Source organism: Streptomyces sp. NPDC047453, from assembly GCF_040643155.1.
Classification (GTDB): Bacteria; Actinomycetota; Actinomycetes; order Streptomycetales; family Streptomycetaceae; genus Streptomyces.
Window position 1 is genome coordinate 415,757 of record NZ_JBEYTS010000001.1, and the last position, 19,438, is coordinate 435,194.

Consider the following 19,438-nt stretch of genomic DNA (forward strand, 5'->3'; position numbering starts at 1 on the left):
CGTGCGCTCGCTCGGCTGTCCGGGCGCCCGTCCTCGTCGGACGGTGGCCGTTCGCGTGGGGGCTTGCCCCGTGTTCCCGCGGCTCGCGCTGTCATGATGCTCCTACGGACCACGCGGGAGGACGTACCCATGACCTTCGTCCGCGTCGACGGCGTCGTCCACCACGTCGTCGTCGACGGCAGCGGGCCGCTCTGTGTGCTGAGTCCGGGGCTCGGGATGTGCTGGTTCGACTGGGACGGTGTGGCCGCGCTGCTGGCTCCGTACCGGACGGTCGTGCGGTTCGACCGGCCCGGGCTCGGGCTCAGCGGGCACGCGCGTGCGTGGCCGACGCTCGGGGCGGAGGCCCGGCGTATCGCGGCCGTGCTCGACGCGGTGGGCGCGGACGGGCCCGCCGCGGTCGTCGGGCACTCGATCGCCGGGTTCCACGCCGAGGCCTTCGCCCGGATGTTCCCCGAGCGGAGTGCCGCACTCGTGCTCGTCGACTCCAGCGTGGAGGAGGACCCCCGCCCCCGCCGGGCGCGCGCCGCCCGCGACGCCGCCACGCGCGCCTGCGGCGCGCTGGCGAGCGCGGCCGGCCTGCCCCGCGCCGCCGGACCGCTGCTGCGCCGCGCGGCGGTCCGGGCGGGCCGGGTCGGGGGAGGCGAACCGGCGCCGTACGACCGGGTCCGCAGCGCCTACTCCACGAGCCGCTGGCTGCGTGCGGCCCTGGCCGAGAACGCCACCTACGCCGACCAGGCCGTCGAACTCGCCGCCCTGCGGCGGTCGCGGACGCTGCCGCCCGGCCTGCCGGTCACCGTGCTCGCCGCCGACGACCCGCGCCGGCCCGTGCCCCGGCGGGAGCGGTGGCTCGCCCGGCAGCAGGCGCTCGCCGCGGTCCTGGGCGGCGCGTTCCGGCCGAGCGCACCCGCCGGCCACCTGCTCATGCTCGACCGCCCCGAGGACGTCGCCGGCGCCGTGCTGCACGCACGCGTGCGCCCGCCCCTCCCTGAGGAGAAGCGGGCGCACGGCCGCTGACCTGTCGTCAGCGGCGGTAGGACTCCACATAGCCGTTCGCGGGAGAGCCGACGCCGGTGACGGTGTCGTAGCCCTTGACCGCCTTGAGCGAGCTGTCCTTGCCGAGGCTGCGGACGGAGACGCTCAGGCCGTCCGCGGCGTCGACGCCGTTGACGTAGTCGACCCGCGCGACCGCGAGGTCCTTGCCGGTCGGCTGGTCCACCACGTCGTGGTAGACCTTCGAGCCGTACTTGGCGTAGATCGCCGGGTTGGCGAAGCCGATCGCCTTGCCGCCGCGGGCCTCCTGGGCGAGGCCCTGGACGGCCGCCATGACCGGCGCGGCCAGCGAGGTGCCGCCGATGCGGTACTCGCTGTACCGCTGCGACCCGTCCGGGAAGGTCTGCGTCTGCCCCACCAGGAAGCCGGTGTTCGGGTCGGCGACCGCCGCGATGTCCGGGACGACGCGGTTGCCGGCCTTGTTGTTGGCCGTGGCCAGCGCCTTCGGCACGACGCCCGTCTGGTACGACGGCTGCGGCACGGTCCGGCTGGTGCCACCGCCCGCGCCCGAGGTGAACGCGCCGGGGAAGCCCGCCCAGCTCCTGCCGTCCGCGGACAGCGAGGCCTTCTGGGTGCCCCAGCCGGTCTCCCACAGGTACTTGTGGCCCTTGCCGACGGCCAGCGAGGTACCGCCGACGGCGGTCACCCACGCCGAGTTGGCCGGGGTGTCGACCTGCTTCGTACCGGTGTTGGCGACCTCGTCGCCGTCGTCACCGGAGGAGAAGTAGAAGCCGATGCCCTCGACCGCGCCGAACTGGAAGACCTGGTCGTAGGCCGCCGCGACGTCCGGCGTCTCGTTGGCCTCGATGTCGCCCCAGGAGTTGGAGACGATGTCGGCCAGGTGGTTGTCGACGATCTTGCTCAGCGAGTCGAGCAGGTCGTCGTCGTAGCAGGAGGCGGCGCCCACGTAGACGACGTTCGCGTCCGGCGCGACCGCGTGCACGGCCTCGACGTCGAGGGTCTCCTCGCCGTACCAGCCGGCCGCCCCGCACTCCTCGGTGTCCGTGTAGCCGGCCGGGAGCACCTGGCGCAACTGGCCCGTCTTCCAGGGCTTGTCGCCGTTCTTCTTCGCGTAGGTGGCCGCGTCGACGGCGATGGTCGGCGAGGCGTACGCGTCGGTGATGGCGATGCGGACGCCCTTGCCGGTGTACTTGCCGGCACCGTAGGCGGACCGCAGCTCCTTGCCGGTGTAGCCCTTGACGGCGTACGGGACCTTCTGGCCGTACGCGGAGGGCAGTGTGCTTGCCACGTTCGAGCCGTAGTACGTGGAGAACGGCCCGGCGTTCTTGAACACGTCGTCCGGCGGCGGCAGCTGGTCCTTGTGCTTCGCCTTGTGCGGCGCGTTGTCCAGGCCGGTGACGGTCAGGACGGTGCCGTTCAGTGAGGCCGGCACCGAGGCCGTCCGCGCCGGGGCGCGGTAGGTCCTCGACCCCTTGGCGAAGTTGTGCAGCTGGGTGCCGAACGCCTTCTCGGCGGCGGCGACGTCACCGGAGACGGCGACGTAGTGCGCCGTCACGGAGGTGACCTTCAGCCCCGACGACGCCAGCCACGACTTCACGGCGTCCACCTGGGCCTTCGTCGCGCCGAAGCGCGCCTGCGCCTCCTGGGCGCTCAGGTACTTGCCGTACGAGGCCGAGGACGGGTCGGACACCGCCGCGGCGTACCGGGCGAGGCCGGCGGCGTCCCGTCCGGCCAGGTAGACCCGGGCGTGGACCTGGGCGCCGTCCGAGGTGGCGCCCTTGTCCGCCGTGGCCGTCGCCCAGACGGGTTTGGTGCCCGCGAGCGCGCTGCGGCCCGGGTTGTCCGCAGCGTGCGCGGGTATGCCGAGCGCCAGTGCGCCGGCGAGCAGCGGCAGGGTCGCCGCCAAGCTCATTCCGGCGCGCGCTGTGGCACGGTTGGATCTCATAGAACCCCCTGCGATGCGTTCGCATGTGACGCAATGAGTGGTCGGTCCTCGCGCAATCCGCGTAGAGCCCGCGGCGGTAAGGGTCTTTCGTCTGGATCACACGATCGGGGCCACTCTTCCCGATGAACCGTTCATGCCAGGGGAATGTGAAGGCCAAGAGAAACCCAAGGAACCGGCAGGCGCGGCGAATTGCGGCTTTCGCGCCCGGCCCGGAGTCGGGGAATGGCGCGTCCGGGTCACGAAGGGAGCGTCCGGGTCACGAAGGAGGTACCCGGGGTTACGAACCGGGGCCCCGGTTATGAACGGGGCACCGCTCCACGCTCCTTGAGCATGTCGGCCATCAACCGCATCTCCGACCGCTGCGATGCGACCATGCCCCGCGCGAGCCTCTTCTCCACCCTCACCGTGCAGCGGGCGACACAGCCCTTGGCCATGTGGACGCCGCCCTTGTGATGGTCCGTCATCAGCTGGAGGTAGAACACCTCGGCCTGCCTGCCGCCGAGTTCGCCGAGCCTGCGCATCTCCGAGTTGGTCGCCATGCCGGGCATCAGCGCGCCGTCCTCGCCGGCGGGCATGTCGCCCATGCCCATCCACGTCATCGGCGGGTCCGCCGACACCTTCGGCAGCTCCCACAGGTCGAGCCAGCCCAGCAGCATGCCCCGCTGGTTGGCCTGCGTCTGCGCGATGTCGTAGGCGAGGCGGCGCACTTCGGTGTCCGTGGTGCGGTCGCGCACGATGAACGACATCTCGACGGCCTGCTGGTGGTGGACCGCCATGTCCCGGGCGAAACCGGCGTCCGCGGAGCCGGCGGTGGGCGTCTTCGCGGCGTAGCGCGCCCCGCCGCTGTCCTCGGCGACCGCGTAGGTGATCGCCCCCGTCGCGACCAGCGCGGCCGCCGCGGCTCCGGCGATCAGCCCGATGTGCCTCAACGGTCCAGCCCGCCCGTGCAGGTGGCACCCGGCTCGGGCGTCTGCGGGCCCTGGACGAACTCGGCGAGGAACTTGTCCACTTGCGGGTCCTTCGCGCTCGTCACCGTGCGCTGGTGCGCCCAGGCGGACAGCATGAGGGGGTCCTTCTGGTCCTCGACCGGGCTCATCAGCGTGTACGGCGTCTTCCTCACCTTCGCCGCGAGCGCGGCCACGTCCGCCTTGGACGCCTTGCTGTTGTACGTCACCCAGACGGCGCCGTGCTCCAGCGCGTGCACGGCGCTTTCGTTCTTCACCGGGTCGGTGTACACGTCGCCGTTGCAGTTCTGCCAGACCGGGTTGTGGTCGCCGCCGACCGGGGGCTCCATCGGATAGGTCACCGGGGCGGTGGTGTGGTTGCGCTCCAGCGTGCCCTTCCAGGTTCGTACGCCGTCCGCGCGGGTGACGAAGTGGCCGCCGTCACCGCCCTTCTCGTCGCTCGCCGCGGCCGGCGCGGCGTCCGAGGACCCCGAGTTCAGGAGCACCACGCCGCCCGTGACCAGCCCGGCCACGACGACCACGCTCGCGGCCACCGTGAGCAGCCGCGTGCGCCGCTCCCGGACGCGCTCCGCCTGGCGCATCTCCTCTGTACGGGCCTTGTGCTGTCCAGTGTCGGTCCGGTGCGCGGAGTCCATGGCGGAGTCCTTCGTGGGGAAGGGGCGGGCGGGGGTGGCGTGCGGGGAGTTGAGCGTGCCCGAGGGGCCCGCTGATCGTAGTGGGACGGAAGCGCCCGCAGGGAGACCGCCGATAAGTTGAACGGCGGATGCGCATTATCTACCCTTGGCCGCATGCGGCTGCTGCGCTTCACCGACATGGCGCTGCGCGTCCTGATGAGGCTCGCCGTCGCCGGCGAGTCGAGCCCCACGACCCGGGAGGTCGCGGGCGACATGGGCGTGCCGTACACGCATACCGCGAAGGTCGTCGCCGAGCTCCAGCACCGCGGTCTGCTCGCGGCCCGCCGCGGCCGCGGCGGCGGACTGACGCTCACCGAAGCGGGCCGCGACGCCTCGGTCGGCGCTCTCGTACGCGCCCTGGAGGGCGAGGGCGACGTGGCCGACTGCGAGGGCAGCATTCCCTGCCCGCTCAGCTCCGACTGCCGTCTGCGCGGCGCCCTGCGGCGGGCCCAGGAGGCCTTCTACGCCGCGCTCGACCCCCTCACGGTCGCCGATATGGTCGCGGAGCCGACGGGACCGCTGCTGCTGGGGCTGCCCGCCATGCGGCCGCCGACCTGAGCGCGCGGGCGCGCACGGTCAGCCCCGGGGAGACCCGGAAGAGCGAGCACACCGGAAGGCCGCAGCACATCGGCCGGATCAGCCGGGGGCGGACTTGTCAGGCCGCCGGCTGGGCCGGCCACAGGTCCGGGGGCGGATCGGTCAGGCGGCCGGCTGGGCCAGCCACAGGTCCGGGCCGAAGACCTCGTAGTGGATGTCGGCCGGGGACACACCCTTGCCGATCAGCTGCTCGCGCACCGCCCGCATGAAGGGCAGCGGGCCGCACAGGTACGCGCGCGTGCCGGCCAGGACGTCGACGTCGCCGAGGTCGACCAGGCCGGGCCGCCCGGCGCCTGCCGTGTCCTCGTCCTCGTCGTACTGCTCGTAGAAGAAGACCGGCCGCGCGTCCGGCAGCTTGGCCGCGTACGCCTGGTGGTCGGAGCGGAGCGCGTGCGCGGTGGGGGAGCGGTCGGCGTGGACCACGGTCACCGGGGCGCTGTGGCCGGTGAGGGCGAGCTGCTCCAGCATGGCGATCATCGGGGTGACGCCGATGCCCGCGGAGGCGAGCAGCAGCGGCGCCTCGGTCTCCTCCAGGACGAGGTCGCCGTACGGGGCGGACAGCTGGAGGACGTCACCCACGCGCACGTGTGCGTGCAGGTGGTTCGAGACCTCCCCGTCGGGCGTCGTGGCGTCGCCGGCCACTCGCTTGACGGCGAACTGCCGCACCGGCGATCCGGGGGCCGCGGTCAGGCTGTACTGGCGGATCTGGCGGGCCCCGTCGGGGAGCTCGACGCCGACCGAGACGTACTGGCCGGCGCGGTAGCCGGGCACCGGGGCGTCGTCGGCGGGGCGCAGCTTGAAGGTGGCCACGTCCGCGGTCTCCTCGATCCGCTCCACGACCTCCCACTCGCGCCAGCCGCGCTGCTCGCTCTGCTCGTACAGGCGCTTCTCGATGGCGATGAGGGCGTTGGCCATCAGCCAGTAGACCTCGGTCCAGGCGGCGGCGACCTCCGGGGTCACCGCCTCGCCGAGCACCTCGGCGATGGCCGCGAACAGGTGCTCGTGGACGACCGGGTACTGCTCCGGCGTCACCCCCAGGGAAGCGTGCTTGTGGGCGATGCGCTGGAGCATCAGGTCGGGGCGCTGGTCCGGGTTCTCCACCAGGTAGGTGGCGAAGGCGGCGATGGAGCCGGCCAGGGCCTGCCGCTGCGTGCCGGCGGCCTGGTTGCCGCGGTTGAACAGATCACGCAGCAGCTCGGGGTGGGCGTCGAACAGTCTGGCGTAGAAGCGCTCGGTGACCTGGCCGATCGCCGCGCCGACGGCGGGGAGGGTGGCGCGGACGGTGACTGCTGACTGCTCGGACAGCATGGTGACTCCTCGATGACTCGATCGGATGGGCTCGATCGCTCGACTGATCAAAACGGTATTGAAACTTGCATTTGAGATGCAATTTATGGAGGCGTGTCGTCGGTCACGTGGGTGACGGTTCGGCCATTACGGATGACGGTGCGAGCGGGCAAGATGGGCGACAGAGCGGTACGCCTGCCGTACGCGGGGCGAGCGCCCCGGCACGACGGCCGGGCGACCGGGCTCCGCAACACGTGTGAAACGCGGCCGTGGTGGGATGCTCAGGTGCCCGACGGTCTCCCGTGACACCGAACACAGGCGGCCTGACCAGCAAGGATGGGGAAGCGGAAGATGGACAAGCAGCAGGAGTTCGTGCTCCGGACGTTGGAGGAGCGCGACATCCGGTTCGTACGCCTGTGGTTCACGGACGTGCTCGGCTTCCTCAAGTCCGTGGCCGTCGCGCCCGCCGAGCTGGAGCAGGCCTTCGACGAGGGCATCGGCTTCGACGGCTCCGCCATCGAGGGCTTCGCCCGGGTCTACGAGTCCGACATGATCGCCAAGCCCGACCCGTCCACCTTCCAGATCCTGCCCTGGCGCGCCGAGGCCCCCGGTACGGCCCGCATGTTCTGCGACATCCTCATGCCGGACGGCTCCCCCTCCTTCGCCGACCCGCGCTACGTCCTCAAGCGCGCCCTGGCCCGCACCTCCGACCTCGGCTTCACCTTCTACACCCACCCCGAGATCGAGTTCTTCCTGCTCAAGAACCGCCCGCTGGACGGCTCCCGCCCCACGCCCGCGGACAACTCCGGCTACTTCGACCACACTCCGCAGGCCATCGGCATGGACTTCCGCCGTCAGGCGATCACCATGCTGGAGTCGATGGGCATCTCGGTGGAGTTCTCCCACCACGAGGGCGCCCCGGGCCAGCAGGAGATCGACCTGCGCTACGCCGACGCCCTGTCCACCGCGGACAACATCATGACGTTCCGCCTGGTCATGAAGCAGGTCGCGCTCGAGCAGGGCCTTCAGGCCACGTTCATGCCCAAGCCCTTCTCGGAGTTCCCCGGCTCCGGCATGCACTCGCACCTGTCGCTGTTCGAGGGCGACCGGAACGCCTTCTACGAGTCCGGCGCCGAGTACCAGCTCTCGAAGGTGGGCCGCTCCTTCATCGCCGGCCTCCTCCGCCACGCCGCCGAGATCTCCGCGGTCACCAACCAGTGGGTGAACTCCTACAAGCGCATCTGGGGCGGCTCCGAGCGCACCGCGGGCGCCGGCGGCGAGGCCCCCTCGTACATCTGCTGGGGCCACAACAACCGCTCGGCCCTGGTCCGCGTCCCGATGTACAAGCCCGGCAAGACCGGCTCCGCCCGCGTGGAGGTCCGCTCCCTCGACTCCGGCGCCAACCCCTATCTGGCCTACGCCGTCCTCCTGGCCGCCGGCCTGAAGGGCATCGAGGAGGGCTACGAGCTCCCTCCGGGTGCCGAGGACGACGTCTGGGCCCTGTCCAACGCCGAACGCCGCGCGATGGGCATCGAACCGCTCCCGCAGAACCTCGGCGAGGCCCTGACCCTGATGGAGAACAGCGACCTGGTCGCCGACACCCTCGGCGAGCACGTCTTCGACTTCTTCCTCCGCAACAAGCGCGCCGAGTGGCACGAGTACCGCTCGGAGGTCACGGCGTTCGAGCTGAAGAAGCATCTGCCGGTGCTGTAGGCACAGGTCGGGGCGGGTTTCCCGCCCATCCGGCGGACGGGGTCGACGGTCGCGAACCGTCGGCCCCACGGCGTCTCACCGCCCCTGGACTACGACACCTTCCCGACCATCGCCGACAGGTTCAGCGAACTGGCCGCCCGGCATCTCGGTACCCGCACCGACGTCCTCGCGGTGCCGCTGACGCATGACACCCCGGATGAACTCGCCCAGCCACGACGGCAACGGTGGGCAGGCGGTCGATGGCCTTGAAGACCTGGTCGCGCAAGTCGGTGAGCATGTTTCAGAAAAAGTGTCTTCGGCCAGGTCAGATGGGGTTTCGAGCGCGACACCTTGATGCTCTTGAAAGCCGTCGTGGCGCTAGCCACGGTAGCGGTGCAGTGTGGAAGGCGTGGGCTCCAGGCAGGGACGTGTGGGTCTCGGGCAGCCGTGGCAGCCGAGCCACCCGCTGTTGTTCATCCCTGTTGTCCTCATCGTTGTGATCACTGCCGCGGACATCGCGACTGGGCCAACCATCGTTCTCAGCCCCCTGCTGGTGGTCGCGCCCACGCTCACCGCGTGGTTTGCGGGCCCCTGGACGACGGGCGGCATCGGGGTCCTGGCCATGGCGGGCGAAGCGGTCAGCGGCTGGCGCACCGGAACGCTGTCTACGCGGAACGTGGTGGTGGAGGTGATTGCCATCGCGGCGATCACCTCGTTGATCGTGGTCCTGTGTGCGGTGCGCGACCGGCACGCACGCCAGATGGCCCGGGTCCGGTCGGTCGCCGAGGCCGCCCAGCAGGTGGTGATGTGGCCGCTGCCGAGCCGGCTCGGCCCGCTGCGGCTCGCCTGTGTTTATCTGGCTGCCGAGGAGGAGGCCGAGATCGGCGGCGACCTGTATGCCGCCGCCCGCACCGGCAGCGCGGTCCGCGTGATGATCGGCGACGTGCGGGGCAAGGGCCTGCCCGCCCTGGGCGAGGCCGCCCTCCTGCTCGGCGCCTTCCGCGAGGCCGCACACCAGCACGCCTCCCTGCCCGACCTGGCTGCCTCCCTGGAACGGAGCATGACCCGCCACCTCGCCGACTTCGAACCGGAGGGCGAGGCGGGGGAACGCTTCGTGACCGCTCTTCTGGTCGAGATCGCCGACGCCGAGCCCCTGGTCCGCATGACCAGCTGCGGTCACCCGCCACCCCTGCTGCTCAGCCCGGACAACACCGTCCACGTGCCCCGCCTCCACCCCGGGCCCCCACTTGGCGTCGGCGTCACGGATCCCGACAACCACGTCGTGGATGTCCTGCCCTTCGGCCCTGGGGACACGCTGCTCCTGTACACCGACGGTGTCATCGAAGCCCGTGACCACAACGACGTCTTCTACCCGTTCGCGGAACGCGCAGCCCAGTGGACCGACCACCCTCCCGAGGCGCTGCTCGACCACATCGAACGCGACCTGCTCGCCCACACCGGCGGACGCCTCGGCGACGACGTCGCCCTCCTCGCCATCCGTCGTGCCCATATCCCCCATGACGGAGCGGAAGAAGGCGAAGATCGACAGCGGTACGAGCGGAATGCCGAGCCCTCCCCGGAGGTCACTGGCACGCTACGGGCGCCGCGGTCTCAGTTCCGGTCTCAGCCATTGCTCGTTCCGCACAAGATCGGACAACTCGTGAGCGTGCTCCCGCGCGAAGGCGGCGGTCGAACACTTCCACAAGAAGCCCAGGATGGGCGCCGCCACGGCGACTGACAGGCGCTCACAGAAACTTCAAATTCCCGTACAACCAACCCCACCGGTGAGGGATCTGATCACGTGAGTCAAACAGACTCCATGATCATTGGGCCTCGCGCCGAAGGTGAACCGCGAGGAGCGACCGGCGCCTGGCCCCTTTCTCCACCTGAGGAACGCATGCGTATACGAGCCACCGTGGCCGCCGTCTCCGGCGCCCTGGCCCTCTCCGCCCTCGCCATGCCCGCCGCGCACGCCACCGCTCCCGGTGACAACGGCACGGTGAAGATCCACGACGCCAAGACAGGCGAAGAGCTGCGCCGCAACGAACCGCACGTCTGCACCTTCTACCTCGACGCCTTCGGCTTCGACGCGGTCCAGAAGGTCGACTGGCACATCGAGGCCTGGGCCCCGACCGCCGCCACCAAGGGCGAGACCGTGAAGTCCGGAGCCATCACCCTGGATGCCGAGGGCCACGGCCGTACGGCGGACCTGTCCCTGCCCGACGGGCACTACAAGCTGTTCTGGAACTTCGACGGCGAGAAGGGGGCCGCCAAGCACAAGATGTTCTGGACGGACTGCAAGGGCTCCGAGGGCGGTGGTGGCGGTACGACGCCGTCCGCCTCGGTGCCGCCCTCCTCGTCGGAGTCGTCCTCGCCTTCGAGCCCGGCCGATGCGACCGCGCCGAGTGACTCCTCGTCGGAGTCGTCCTCGCCTTCGGGCCCGGCCGGTGCGACCGCGGCGCCGAGTGCCTCCTCCGGCGAGGGCGGGGCGGCCCCGTCCGCTGCCGCCTCCTCGTCCGCGCAGGGCGGCGGCGATCTGGCCGGTGATCTGGCCGAGACCGGTAGCAGCGCCCCGGTGGGCCTGCTGTCGGGTGTCGCGGCAGCACTGGTGGCCGCGGGCGGTTACCTGGTGCTGCGGCGTCGTAGGGCCTCCCGGGGCTGACGTCTGCAGTGAGTGGCGTCCTGGCCATCCTCTGTCCAGGACGCCACTGGCTGGTCTCGCGCTGATTGAAAACGTCCAGGTCACGGGCCAAGTCGGGCGCGATCGTCGGCCGGTCTTGAAAACCGTCGTGGCTCAGTCACGGTGGGTTCACATCCCACCTCAAGATCATTTGCGGGTGTCAAGTCACGGCATTCAGTGGCGTGACGACGCATGACCCGTTCGGGCTTACTCGAAACACGACCTCACCGATCCGGAGTGAGGCTCATCCACCGAAAGAAGGACGGTGCCGTGTTTCGAACGCGTAAGAGGATCGCCAAGGTCGCGGCCATCACCGTAACCGCCGCAGGGGCGCTCCTGGGCGGCGGCGCCGCCGCCCAGGCCGCACCCGCCACGACGCACGCGATCCTTCTCCTCATCTCCGGCTACTCATCGGACGGCAACGGTGGCAACGGCATCGCGGACAAGTCACCGAAGGAGATCCGGCACCAGGCGCACCAAGCCCTGCTCGGCGCCAAGTCCGTCCGTATCGCGCTGAAGGACACGGGGTCAGACGCCCAGAAAGGCAATCGGCCCAGCTCGGCGGACCTCTCGTACGACCAGGCCGGCTGCACCGGCTCGATAGCCATGGGCACCCAGGGCAGCTTCCAGATCGTCAAGCGCGGCACCGAAGCATGGATGAAACCCGACGCTACGTTCTGGAAGACGACCAAGGTCCCCGGCAGCGAGGGCACAGCAGGCGCGGAGCGCTTCAAGAACCGGTACATCCATGGCACGACCAACGACGCGATCTTCAAGAAACTGGCCGACGTCTGCAGCATCAAGGTCTTCCAGAAGCCCCTCGGCGGCGTCGCGCCGTTCACGGACGTCAAGAAGGGCACCGAGACCACGTTCAACGGAATGAAGGCCATCCCGCTGACCGGGAAGGTGGACGGAAGGGCGGCCACGTACTACGTGGCGACGCAGGGCAAGCCATACCTGATCGGGGGCACCCAGAAGGGCAACGGCACCGATCTGACCTTCACCCTGTCCGACTATGACAAGCCGATCCCGTCGGCGACACCGTCCGCCAACGAGTCGGTGGAGGTCTCCCAGCTGGAGAGCCAGCTTCAGGGCGCGTCCTGAGCCCATTGCTCATCGCCGTGCTTGCCGCGACCGCTGATCGTGCTGGGGAACGGTATGGCGCGTGGAGGGACGGGTGTGGCTCAATTGCCGTCGGCGGGACGCCGTGGGCACGACGGCGCGGAGGGGGAGGGCGGAAGGCGTCGTGGTGAGCGGGGACCGGCCGGTGATGTGGGCCGAGGCGGCCAGGGTGGCGGCGGGGTGCGTGGTGGTGCTCGCCCTCACGTGGGCCGCTCTGGAGTTGCTCGACGAGCGGCAGTTCCCGGTGGCCGCACCACCGGTGATGGTGCTGGGCCGGTGGTTCTACGACAGGCACCGTCACTGGGGCGCCGGTCTGGTGGCCACGGTCTCCGGCTCGGTCGTGGTGTTCACCTCGGTCGACCGGCTGCGACCTCATCTGGACCGGCTGCTCGCCGACACCACGGCGACCGCGGCGGGGCTGGTGGTCGCCATGGCCGTGTTCACGCTCTGCTCCCGCGTGCGGCGGAGGGCCTGACATGCCGTACGAGGGCGACGACCGACGTGGTGCCCGGCGTGGCCTGCACCTGCGTACCCACTGGCACCGCTGGTCACCGTGGCCGACATCTTCATCGTGGTGCCCTGGACCTGCGTGGCGCCGTCCCATGAAAGGGCCCGCACCCCCCGGTGCGGGCCCTTTCATGTCCGATGCCGGTGCCGGCACCGGGGTGTCCGGCGCGCGTTACGCGGGGCGGACGACGCTGTGGATCGGCATGTAGTAGATCGACTCCTCGCGGACGTTCGTGCCCGGGCGCGGCGCGTGGATCATCATGCCGTTGCCGATGTAGATCCCGACGTGGCTGATGTCGTTGTAGAAGAAGACCAGGTCGCCGGGTTTGGCCTCGGAGACGGGGACGGTCGTGCCGGCCTCCACCTGGCTCCAGGTGGTGCGCGGCAGCGAGATTCCGGCGGACTTCCAGGCGGCCAGCGTGAGCCCGGAGCAGTCGTACGAACCGGGGCCGGTCGCGCCCCACACGTACGGCTTGCCGATCTGGGCCCGCGCGAAGTCGAGGACCTTGGCGGCCTTGGCGGCATAGCCGGTGCTCGATCCGGCATCCGTGCTCGTGCCCCCGCCCGTACCCGTGCCCGAGCCCGTGCTCGATCCCGAGCTCGTGCCCGTTCCGCTGCTCGCCTTCGCGTCGGAGCTCTTGGCCGCCTGCTCCTCCTTGCGCTTCTGCGCGGCCGCCGCCGCCTCCTCCGCCGCCTGCCGGCGGGCCAGCTCCGCGGCCTTCTGCCGGGCGATCTCCTGCTTCTTCTTCTCGATCGCCGCCAGTCGCGCCTTCTCCTCGGCGGTCAGCGTCGACAGCAGATGGCGCGCCTCGCTGAGCTTCGTCTGGACGTCGAGCTTGCTGGTCCTCAGATCGTCCTGCGAGGTTGTCAGCGACTCCAGGATCTTCGTCGCCTCGGTGCGCTTCTTCGTCGTCGCGAGCTGCGCGGTCTGGTAGTCGTCGACGGCCTTCTTCTGGCGCTCGGTGAGCTGTCTCATCAGATGGTCCTGGTCGAAGTACTGCTGGGGATCCTTCGCGAGCAGCAGCGTCGCGGTGCCGGACATCCCGCCCGTGCGGTACTGGGCGGCGGCGAACATGCCGAGCTCGCGCCGCGCCTCGTTCAGCTTCGCCGTGCGCTTCGCCACGTCGTCGAGGAGGCCGTTCACGCGTGTGCGCTGCGTGGCGGTCTTCTCCTTGGCCTCGTTGTACTTCTCGGTGGCCACTCCGGCCTGGTGGTAGAGGTCGTCGACTCTCTTCTGCACCTCTTCGAGGCTGGGCTTCCGGGGCTGCGCGGGCGCGGCGTTCGCCGTCTGGGACAGCAGCGCCACGGAGGTGAGGGCCGCGGTCGTCAGACCGAGGGCCGGGGACGTGCGCAGTCCGGCGATCCGGGTGGCCGTGGTCCGGGCTTTGCGGTGCGACGCCAAGGGTGGCGCCTCCTTCCATAGACCGCCTACCGGGTTAGCTGTCGGGTTCGGGCGGGTGGTCGGAAGGGCTGCCCTACCGTCCCGTGCGCGCTGTGGGGGACACGCGAACGGGACCGATTCACCCCAGGGATGAGTGGGTCCCCGGCTCCGGCTGCCGTGAGGCGCACCGGATTCGGCGCAGGCCACCCGTCCCGGCGTTGTTCGCCGGCGGGGGTACGGGGTGCCCGCCGGGCACGCTAGCCAACGCTTGTGACTGCTGTGAAGGTTGGTGCGTGATATGTCCGCTACGTTTTCGTGACTTTCACGGTACGCATACGGTTGGCTGCACTCCGATGTTTTCGGGACCGTCGGACCGTACGTGCGGTGGGCGGCGGGTGTCCCCGTTTCCGGAGCTCCCCGACGACCTCCGACCGGCGCGGAAAACGGGACCGCCGTCAGGGCTCAGGACCGGGAGTCCGGATAGGCTCTGGCCAGGACGGGCTTGATCCGACGGGAGGCCGGGATGACGGCGCCGGGGCGCAGGAGCAGTACCTTCACGCGGCTGCTGCGGCACGGCTTCATCCATGCCTCGGACGCAGAGCGGCTGCTGGACGGGCCGGAGCTCGCGCCGCTGAGGGACGATCCGGTGCTGCTGGAGGCGCTGGGCGCCACAGCCGACCCGGATCTCGCGCTGGGCGGGCTGGTCCGGCTGCTGGAGGCTCAGCCGGAGTCCAAGGCCCGCCGCGAGCTGCTCGACACGCTGATAGCGGCCAAACCGCTGCGCGACCGGCTGCTCGGCGTGCTCGGCGCCTCCACCGCCCTCGGCGACCACCTCGCCCGGCACGCAGGCGACTGGCGGGCGCTGGTCACCTACGAGCCGCGCGACCTGCACCCGGGCGTGGAGGAGTTCGAGCACGGGCTCGCCGAGGCCGGCGATCCGGTCGCGCTCCGCGTCGCCTACCGGCGCTGCCTGCTGTCCATCGCCGCCCGCGACGTGTGCGGCACCACGGATGTCGCCGAGACCGCCGCCGAGCTGGCCGACCTCGCCACTGCCACTCTGCGCGCCGCGCTCCGGCTCGCGCGGGCCGCCGCGCCCGAGGACGACGCGCTGTGCCGGCTCGCGGTGATCGCGATGGGCAAGTGCGGCGGCCACGAACTCAACTACGTCTCCGATGTCGACGTGATCTTCGTCGGTGAGGCCGCGGACGGCGCCGACGAGGTCAAGGCTCTGCGCGCCGCGACCGCGCTCGCCTCGCACATGATGCGGATCTGCTCCGAGACGACCGTGGAGGGCTCGATCTGGCCGGTCGACGCCAACCTGCGGCCCGAGGGCCGCAACGGGCCGCTGGTGCGCACCCTCAGCAGCCATGTCGCCTACTACCAGCGATGGGCCAAGACCTGGGAGTTCCAGGCGCTGCTCAAGGCCCGCCCGGTGGCCGGCGACCTGGAACTGGGCGGCCAGTACATCGCCGCGCTCGGCCCGCTGGTCTGGCAGGCCGCCGAGCGCGAGAACTTCGTCGCCGACGTGCAGAAGATGCGCCGCCGCGTGGTCGAGACCATCCCCGTGGGCGAGGTCGAGCGCGAGCTGAAGCTCGGGCCGGGCGGCCTGCGCGACGTCGAATTCGCCGTGCAGCTGCTTCAGTTGGTGCACGGGCGGACCGACCCGTCGCTGCGCAGCGGCTCCACCCTCGACGCGTTGCAGGCACTGGCCGCCGGAGGGTACGTAGGCCGTGTGGACGCCGTGCAACTCGACGACGCCTACCGGTTCCTGCGCTCCCTGGAGCACCGCATCCAGCTGTTCCGGCTGCGGCGCACCCACCTCGTCCCCGAGGACGAGGCCGATCTGCGCCGGCTCGGACGGTCGCTCGGCCTGCGCAGCGACCCGATCACCGAGCTGACCCGTGAGTGGAAACGGCACACCAGTGTCGTACGCCGGCTGCACGAGAAGCTGTTCTACCGGCCGTTGCTCGACGCGGTCGCCCAACTCGGCCCCGGCGAGGCCAGGTTGAGGCCGGAGGCCGCGCGGGAGCGGCTGGTCGCGCTCGGGTACGCCGATCCGGCGGCCGCGCTGCGGCATCTGGAGGCGCTGGCCTCCGGCGTCACCAGGAAGGCGGCCATCCAGCGGACCCTGCTGCCCGTGCTGCTGGGGTGGTTCGCGGACTCCGCCGATCCGGACGCCGGGCTGCTGAACTTCCGCAAGGTGTCGGACGCGCTCGGCAAGACCCCCTGGTATCTGCGGCTGCTGCGGGACGAGGGGGCCGCCGCCGAGAACCTCGCCCGGGTGCTGTCGGCCGGGCGGCTCGCGCCCGACCTGCTGATGCGCGCGCCGGAGGCCGTGGCACTGCTGGGCGACGGCGACGCGGGCGGCCTCGAACCGCGCGGCCGCGCCCAGCTGGAGCAGGAGGTCCTCGCCGCCGTCCGCCGCGCCGAGACCCCCGAGCAGGGCGTCACGGCGGCGCGCGGCGTACGGCGGCGGGAGCTGTTCCGCACGGCCGCCGCCGACATCGTCGGCTCCTACGGCACCGAGACCCGGCCAGCCGAGGCCGACCAGGGCGCGCTCGTGGACCAGGTGGGCGGCGCGGTGTCCGACCTGACGGCGGCGACGCTCGCCGGCACCCTGCGGGCGGTCGTGCGCAAGGGATGGGGGGACACTCTGCCGACCCGGTTCGCGATCATCGGTATGGGGCGGTTCGGCGGACACGAGCTGGGCTACGGCTCGGACGCGGACGTGCTGTTCGTGCACGAGCCGTGGGAGGGCGCCGACGAGCGGGAGGCCGCCGAGGCCGCGGCCCGGGTGGTCGCCGAGACGCGGCGGCTGCTCCAGATCCCGAGCGCGGATCCGCCGCTGCTGGTCGACGCGGATCTGCGGCCCGAGGGGAAGTCCGGGCCGCTGGTGCGCACGCTCAAGTCGTACGAGGCGTACTACCGGCGGTGGTCGCTGGTGTGGGAGTCCCAGGCGCTGCTGCGGGCCGAGCCGGTGGCCGGGGACGAGGACCTGGGGCGGCGGTTCATCGAGCTGATCGACCCGTTGCGGTATCCGCGCGGCGGGCTGAGCGAGGAGGCGGTGCGGGAGATCCGGCGGCTGAAGGCCCGGATGGAGTCCGAGCGGCTGCCGCGCGGCACCGACCCCAAGCTGCACACCAAACTGGGGCCGGGCGGGCTGTCCGACGTGGAGTGGACCGTGCAGCTGCTCCAGATGCGGCACGCGGCGGGGGAGGCGTCGCTGCGGACCACACGCACGCGGGAGGCGCTGACGGCGGCGCGGGAGGCGGGACTGGTGTCCCCGGAGGACGCCTCGACGCTCGACGAGGCGTGGGTGCTGGCCACCCGGGTGCGCAATGCGGTGATGCTGGTGCGGGGCCGGGCGGGGGACACGTTCCCCACCGAGTCGCGGGAACTGGCCGCGGTGGGACGGTACCTGGGATACGGGCCGGGGCACGTGGGCGACATGCTCGACGCGTACCGGCGGACGGCACGCCGGGCCCGGGCGGTCATGGAGGAGCTGTTCTACGGTTCGTGAAACGGCGGCTCGGCGCCGCCGGCACCACTACGGAGCTACGCCTCCGCCGGCCGCAGCGCCGGCGTCAGCCGCGGCAGCGCGTGCGGCAGCGCCCCGTACCAGGCGCGGGCCACCGTGAATCCGAAGGAGAGGCACAGGACCCCGCCGACCGCGTCGAGCCAGAAGTGGTTGGCGGTGGCGACGATGACGACCAGGGTGGCCACCGGATAGAGCAGGCCGAGGACGCGCAGCCACGGGATCGTGCACAGGGTGAAGACGGTCAGTCCGCACCACAGGGACCAGCCGATGTGCATGGACGGCATCGCGGCGTACTGGTTGGACATGTTCTTGAGGTCGCCGGAGGCCATGGAACCCCAGGTGTGATGGACCTGGACCGTGTCGACGAAGTGGCCGCCGGTCATCAGGCGCGGGGGCGCCAGCGGGTACAGGTAGTAGCCGAGCAGCGCCACGCCCGTCGTCACGAAGAGGGTGAGCCGGGCCGCCGCGTAGCGGCCGGGGTGCGTGCGGTACAGCCACACCAGGACGCCGATGGTGACCACGAAGTGCAGCGTCGCGTAGTAGTAGTTCATACCGATGATCAACCAAGTCACTGAGTTCACGGCATGGTTGACCGAGTGTTCGACGGCGATGCCCAGCTGGTGCTCGGTGTTCCAGACCCAGTCCGCGTTGCGCAGCGCCTTGGCCTTCTGCTCCGGGACCGCGTTGCGGATCAGCGAGTACGTCCAGTAACTCACCGCGATGAGCAGGATCTCGAACCACAGCCGCGGCCGGCGGGGAGTGCGCAGCCGCTCCAGGACGGTGGGGGACTGCTCGTCCGTGACGAGGGGCGGAACGGCCTCTTCCCGGCCTTCCAGTCGTGTCACGGTCGAGTCACCCATAGGCACAGAGTCTGCCAGAAAAGCGTTCGTCCACCGATCATCCCCCGGCCGGGTTCCGTTCGCATGTTCTCCGCCTCAGGGACGAGGGCGGTCCCCAGGGGCCGAAGCGGTCGAACCGCGCACCACCAGTTCCGGCATGAACACGAACTCGCTGTGCGGTGCGGGCGTCCCGCCGATCTCCTCGAGCAGCGTGCGCACCGCCGCCTGGCCCATCGCCGGCACCGGCTTGCGGATGGTCGTCAGGGGCGGGTCGGTGAAGGCGATCAGGGGGGAGTCGTCGAAGCCCACCACGGAGACGTCCCGGGGGACCTCCAGGCCGCGCTGCCGGGCCGCCCGGATCGCGCCGAGCGCCATCATGTCGCTCGCGCAGACGATCGCCGTGCAGTCCCGTTCGATGAGCGCGGTGGCCGCGGCCTGGCCGCCCTCCAGGGTGTAGAGGGAGTGCTGGATCAGCTCCGACTCGACGACGTCCGGGGCCAGGCCGAGCTGGTCCCGCATGGCGCGCACGAAGCCCTCGATCTTGCGCTGGACCGGCACGAAGCGCTTCGGGCCGAGGGCCAGGCCGATACGGGCGTGCCCCAAGGAGGCGAGGTGGGTGACCGCCAGGGTCATCGCGGCCCGGTCGTCGGGGGAGATGAACGGCGCCTGCACCTTGGGAGAGAAGCCGTCCACGAGGACGTAGGGCACGCCCTGGGCGCGCAGGCGCTCGTAGCGCTCCATGTCGGCCGTGGTGTCCGCGTGCAGACCGGAGACGTAGATGATCCCGGCGACCCCGCGGTCCACCAGCATCTCGGTCAGCTCGTCCTCCGTGGACCCGCCGGGGGTCTGGGTGGCGAGCACCGGGGTGTAGCCCTGCCGGGTCAGCGCCTGGCCGATGACCTGCGCCAACGCGGGGAAGATCGGGTTCTCCAGCTCCGGGGTGATCAGGCCCACCAGGCCCTCGCTGCGCTGCCGCAGCCGCACCGGGCGCTCGTAGCCGAGGACGTCGAGGGCGGCCAGCACGGACTGGCGGGTGGTGGCGGCGACGCCCGGCTTCCCGTTGAGGACGCGGCTGACGGTCGCTTCGCTCACTCCCGCCTGGGCGGCGATGTCGGCAAGCCGTGTGGTCACATGACCGGACTGTACCGGTCGGCCCCCGCCCTGCACACCGACGGGGCGCCTGGTGCGAGCCGTTGAACG

15 protein-coding genes and 1 riboswitch are annotated in these 19,438 nt (G+C 71.1%); of the genes, 8 read left to right on the forward strand and 7 right to left on the reverse strand.

Features of this window, described 5'->3' with window-relative positions; genetic code table 11:
* The first annotated feature begins 129 nt into the window (after positions 1 to 129).
* A complete protein-coding gene (locus ABZ818_RS01880) occupies positions 130 to 1,014 on the forward strand; it encodes an alpha/beta hydrolase (protein ID WP_361409213.1) in 885 nt (294 codons plus the stop codon).
* 7 nt (positions 1,015 to 1,021) lie between these two features.
* Here ABZ818_RS01880 and ABZ818_RS01885 read toward each other — a convergent pair whose 3' ends face one another.
* From ABZ818_RS01885 to ABZ818_RS01895, 3 genes are all read right to left on the reverse strand, one after another.
* Positions 1,022 to 2,956 carry a S53 family peptidase gene (locus ABZ818_RS01885; RefSeq protein WP_361409216.1) on the reverse strand — a complete coding sequence of 645 codons (1,935 nt, stop codon included), beginning with the start codon at positions 2,954 to 2,956 and terminating at the stop codon, positions 1,022 to 1,024.
* Between the two features lie 296 nt (positions 2,957 to 3,252).
* A complete protein-coding gene (locus ABZ818_RS01890; RefSeq protein WP_361409219.1) occupies positions 3,253 to 3,885 on the reverse strand; it encodes a DUF305 domain-containing protein in 633 nt (210 codons plus the stop codon).
* Entirely contained in the window at positions 3,882 to 4,556 is a 675-nt protein-coding gene (locus tag ABZ818_RS01895; RefSeq protein ID WP_361409222.1) for a DUF3105 domain-containing protein, read from the reverse strand. The genes ABZ818_RS01890 and ABZ818_RS01895 overlap by 4 nt, the downstream gene beginning before the upstream one ends.
* Before the next feature lie 153 nt (positions 4,557 to 4,709).
* On the opposite strand from ABZ818_RS01895, the gene ABZ818_RS01900 reads away from it, so the two are divergent.
* Positions 4,710 to 5,153 (forward strand): Rrf2 family transcriptional regulator, encoded by a 444-nt coding sequence (locus ABZ818_RS01900; protein ID WP_361409225.1) that lies wholly within the window; start codon positions 4,710 to 4,712, stop codon positions 5,151 to 5,153.
* A gap of 141 nt (positions 5,154 to 5,294) precedes the next feature.
* Here ABZ818_RS01900 and ABZ818_RS01905 read toward each other — a convergent pair whose 3' ends face one another.
* Positions 5,295 to 6,500: a globin domain-containing protein gene (locus tag ABZ818_RS01905; protein ID WP_361409228.1), complete on the reverse strand. Its 1,206-nt coding sequence runs from the start codon at positions 6,498 to 6,500 to the stop codon at positions 5,295 to 5,297.
* A 330-nt stretch (positions 6,501 to 6,830) separates the two neighbouring features.
* On the opposite strand from ABZ818_RS01905, the gene glnA reads away from it, so the two are divergent.
* The 5 genes from glnA to ABZ818_RS01930 all read left to right on the forward strand — a co-directional run bounded on the left by glnA (position 6,831) and on the right by ABZ818_RS01930 (position 12,448).
* Entirely contained in the window at positions 6,831 to 8,192 is a 1,362-nt protein-coding gene (gene glnA / locus ABZ818_RS01910) for a type I glutamate--ammonia ligase (protein WP_141361480.1), read from the forward strand.
* Between the two features lie 475 nt (positions 8,193 to 8,667).
* Positions 8,668 to 9,909 (forward strand): PP2C family protein-serine/threonine phosphatase, encoded by a 1,242-nt coding sequence (locus ABZ818_RS01915; RefSeq protein ID WP_361409233.1) that lies wholly within the window; start codon positions 8,668 to 8,670, stop codon positions 9,907 to 9,909.
* Between the two features lie 219 nt (positions 9,910 to 10,128).
* Positions 10,129 to 10,833 carry an LPXTG cell wall anchor domain-containing protein gene (locus ABZ818_RS01920; RefSeq protein ID WP_361409607.1) on the forward strand — a complete coding sequence of 235 codons (705 nt, stop codon included), beginning with the start codon at positions 10,129 to 10,131 and terminating at the stop codon, positions 10,831 to 10,833.
* 288 nt (positions 10,834 to 11,121) lie between these two features.
* On the forward strand, positions 11,122 to 11,955 hold the full coding sequence (locus tag ABZ818_RS01925) for a hypothetical protein (RefSeq protein WP_361409236.1): 834 nt from the start codon (positions 11,122 to 11,124) through the stop codon (positions 11,953 to 11,955).
* 145 nt (positions 11,956 to 12,100) lie between these two features.
* Complete coding sequence (locus ABZ818_RS01930; protein ID WP_361409238.1) at positions 12,101 to 12,448, forward strand: hypothetical protein; 348 nt, start codon at positions 12,101 to 12,103, stop codon at positions 12,446 to 12,448.
* A gap of 204 nt (positions 12,449 to 12,652) precedes the next feature.
* Here the strand turns inward: ABZ818_RS01930 and ABZ818_RS01935 are convergent, their stop codons facing one another.
* On the reverse strand, positions 12,653 to 13,882 hold the full coding sequence (locus ABZ818_RS01935) for an NlpC/P60 family protein (protein ID WP_361409241.1): 1,230 nt from the start codon (positions 13,880 to 13,882) through the stop codon (positions 12,653 to 12,655).
* A 7-nt stretch (positions 13,883 to 13,889) separates the two neighbouring features.
* A riboswitch (cyclic di-AMP (ydaO/yuaA leader) is annotated at positions 13,890 to 14,070 on the reverse strand.
* Positions 14,071 to 14,384: 314 nt separating this feature from the next.
* Here ABZ818_RS01935 and ABZ818_RS01940 point away from each other — a divergent pair.
* Entirely contained in the window at positions 14,385 to 17,381 is a 2,997-nt protein-coding gene (locus ABZ818_RS01940; protein ID WP_361409244.1) for a bifunctional [glutamine synthetase] adenylyltransferase/[glutamine synthetase]-adenylyl-L-tyrosine phosphorylase, read from the forward strand.
* Positions 17,382 to 17,416: 35 nt separating this feature from the next.
* Here the strand turns inward: ABZ818_RS01940 and ABZ818_RS01945 are convergent, their stop codons facing one another.
* Positions 17,417 to 18,259 carry a phosphatase PAP2 family protein gene (locus tag ABZ818_RS01945; RefSeq protein ID WP_361409247.1) on the reverse strand — a complete coding sequence of 281 codons (843 nt, stop codon included), beginning with the start codon at positions 18,257 to 18,259 and terminating at the stop codon, positions 17,417 to 17,419.
* Positions 18,260 to 18,334: 75 nt separating this feature from the next.
* On the reverse strand, positions 18,335 to 19,369 hold the full coding sequence (locus tag ABZ818_RS01950; protein WP_361409249.1) for a LacI family DNA-binding transcriptional regulator: 1,035 nt from the start codon (positions 19,367 to 19,369) through the stop codon (positions 18,335 to 18,337).
* Positions 19,370 to 19,438 lie beyond the last annotated feature (69 nt).

Bases quoted from the DNA above. Each gene is read 5' to 3' on its own strand.
- ABZ818_RS01880 (WP_361409213.1), top strand. From the start codon at position 130: ATGACCTTCGTCCGCGTCGACGGCGTCGTCCACCACGTCGTCGTCGAC.
- ABZ818_RS01885 (WP_361409216.1), bottom strand. From the start codon at position 2,956: ATGAGATCCAACCGTGCCACAGCGCGCGCCGGAATGAGCTTGGCGGCG.
- ABZ818_RS01895 (WP_361409222.1), bottom strand. From the start codon at position 4,556: ATGGACTCCGCGCACCGGACCGACACTGGACAGCACAAGGCCCGTACA.
- ABZ818_RS01900 (WP_361409225.1), top strand. From the start codon at position 4,710: ATGCGGCTGCTGCGCTTCACCGACATGGCGCTGCGCGTCCTGATGAGG.
- ABZ818_RS01905 (WP_361409228.1), bottom strand. From the start codon at position 6,500: ATGCTGTCCGAGCAGTCAGCAGTCACCGTCCGCGCCACCCTCCCCGCC.
- glnA (WP_141361480.1), top strand. From the start codon at position 6,831: ATGGACAAGCAGCAGGAGTTCGTGCTCCGGACGTTGGAGGAGCGCGAC.
- ABZ818_RS01920 (WP_361409607.1), top strand. From the start codon at position 10,129: ATGCCCGCCGCGCACGCCACCGCTCCCGGTGACAACGGCACGGTGAAG.
- ABZ818_RS01940 (WP_361409244.1), top strand. From the start codon at position 14,385: ATGACGGCGCCGGGGCGCAGGAGCAGTACCTTCACGCGGCTGCTGCGG.
- ABZ818_RS01945 (WP_361409247.1), bottom strand. From the start codon at position 18,259: ATGGGTGACTCGACCGTGACACGACTGGAAGGCCGGGAAGAGGCCGTT.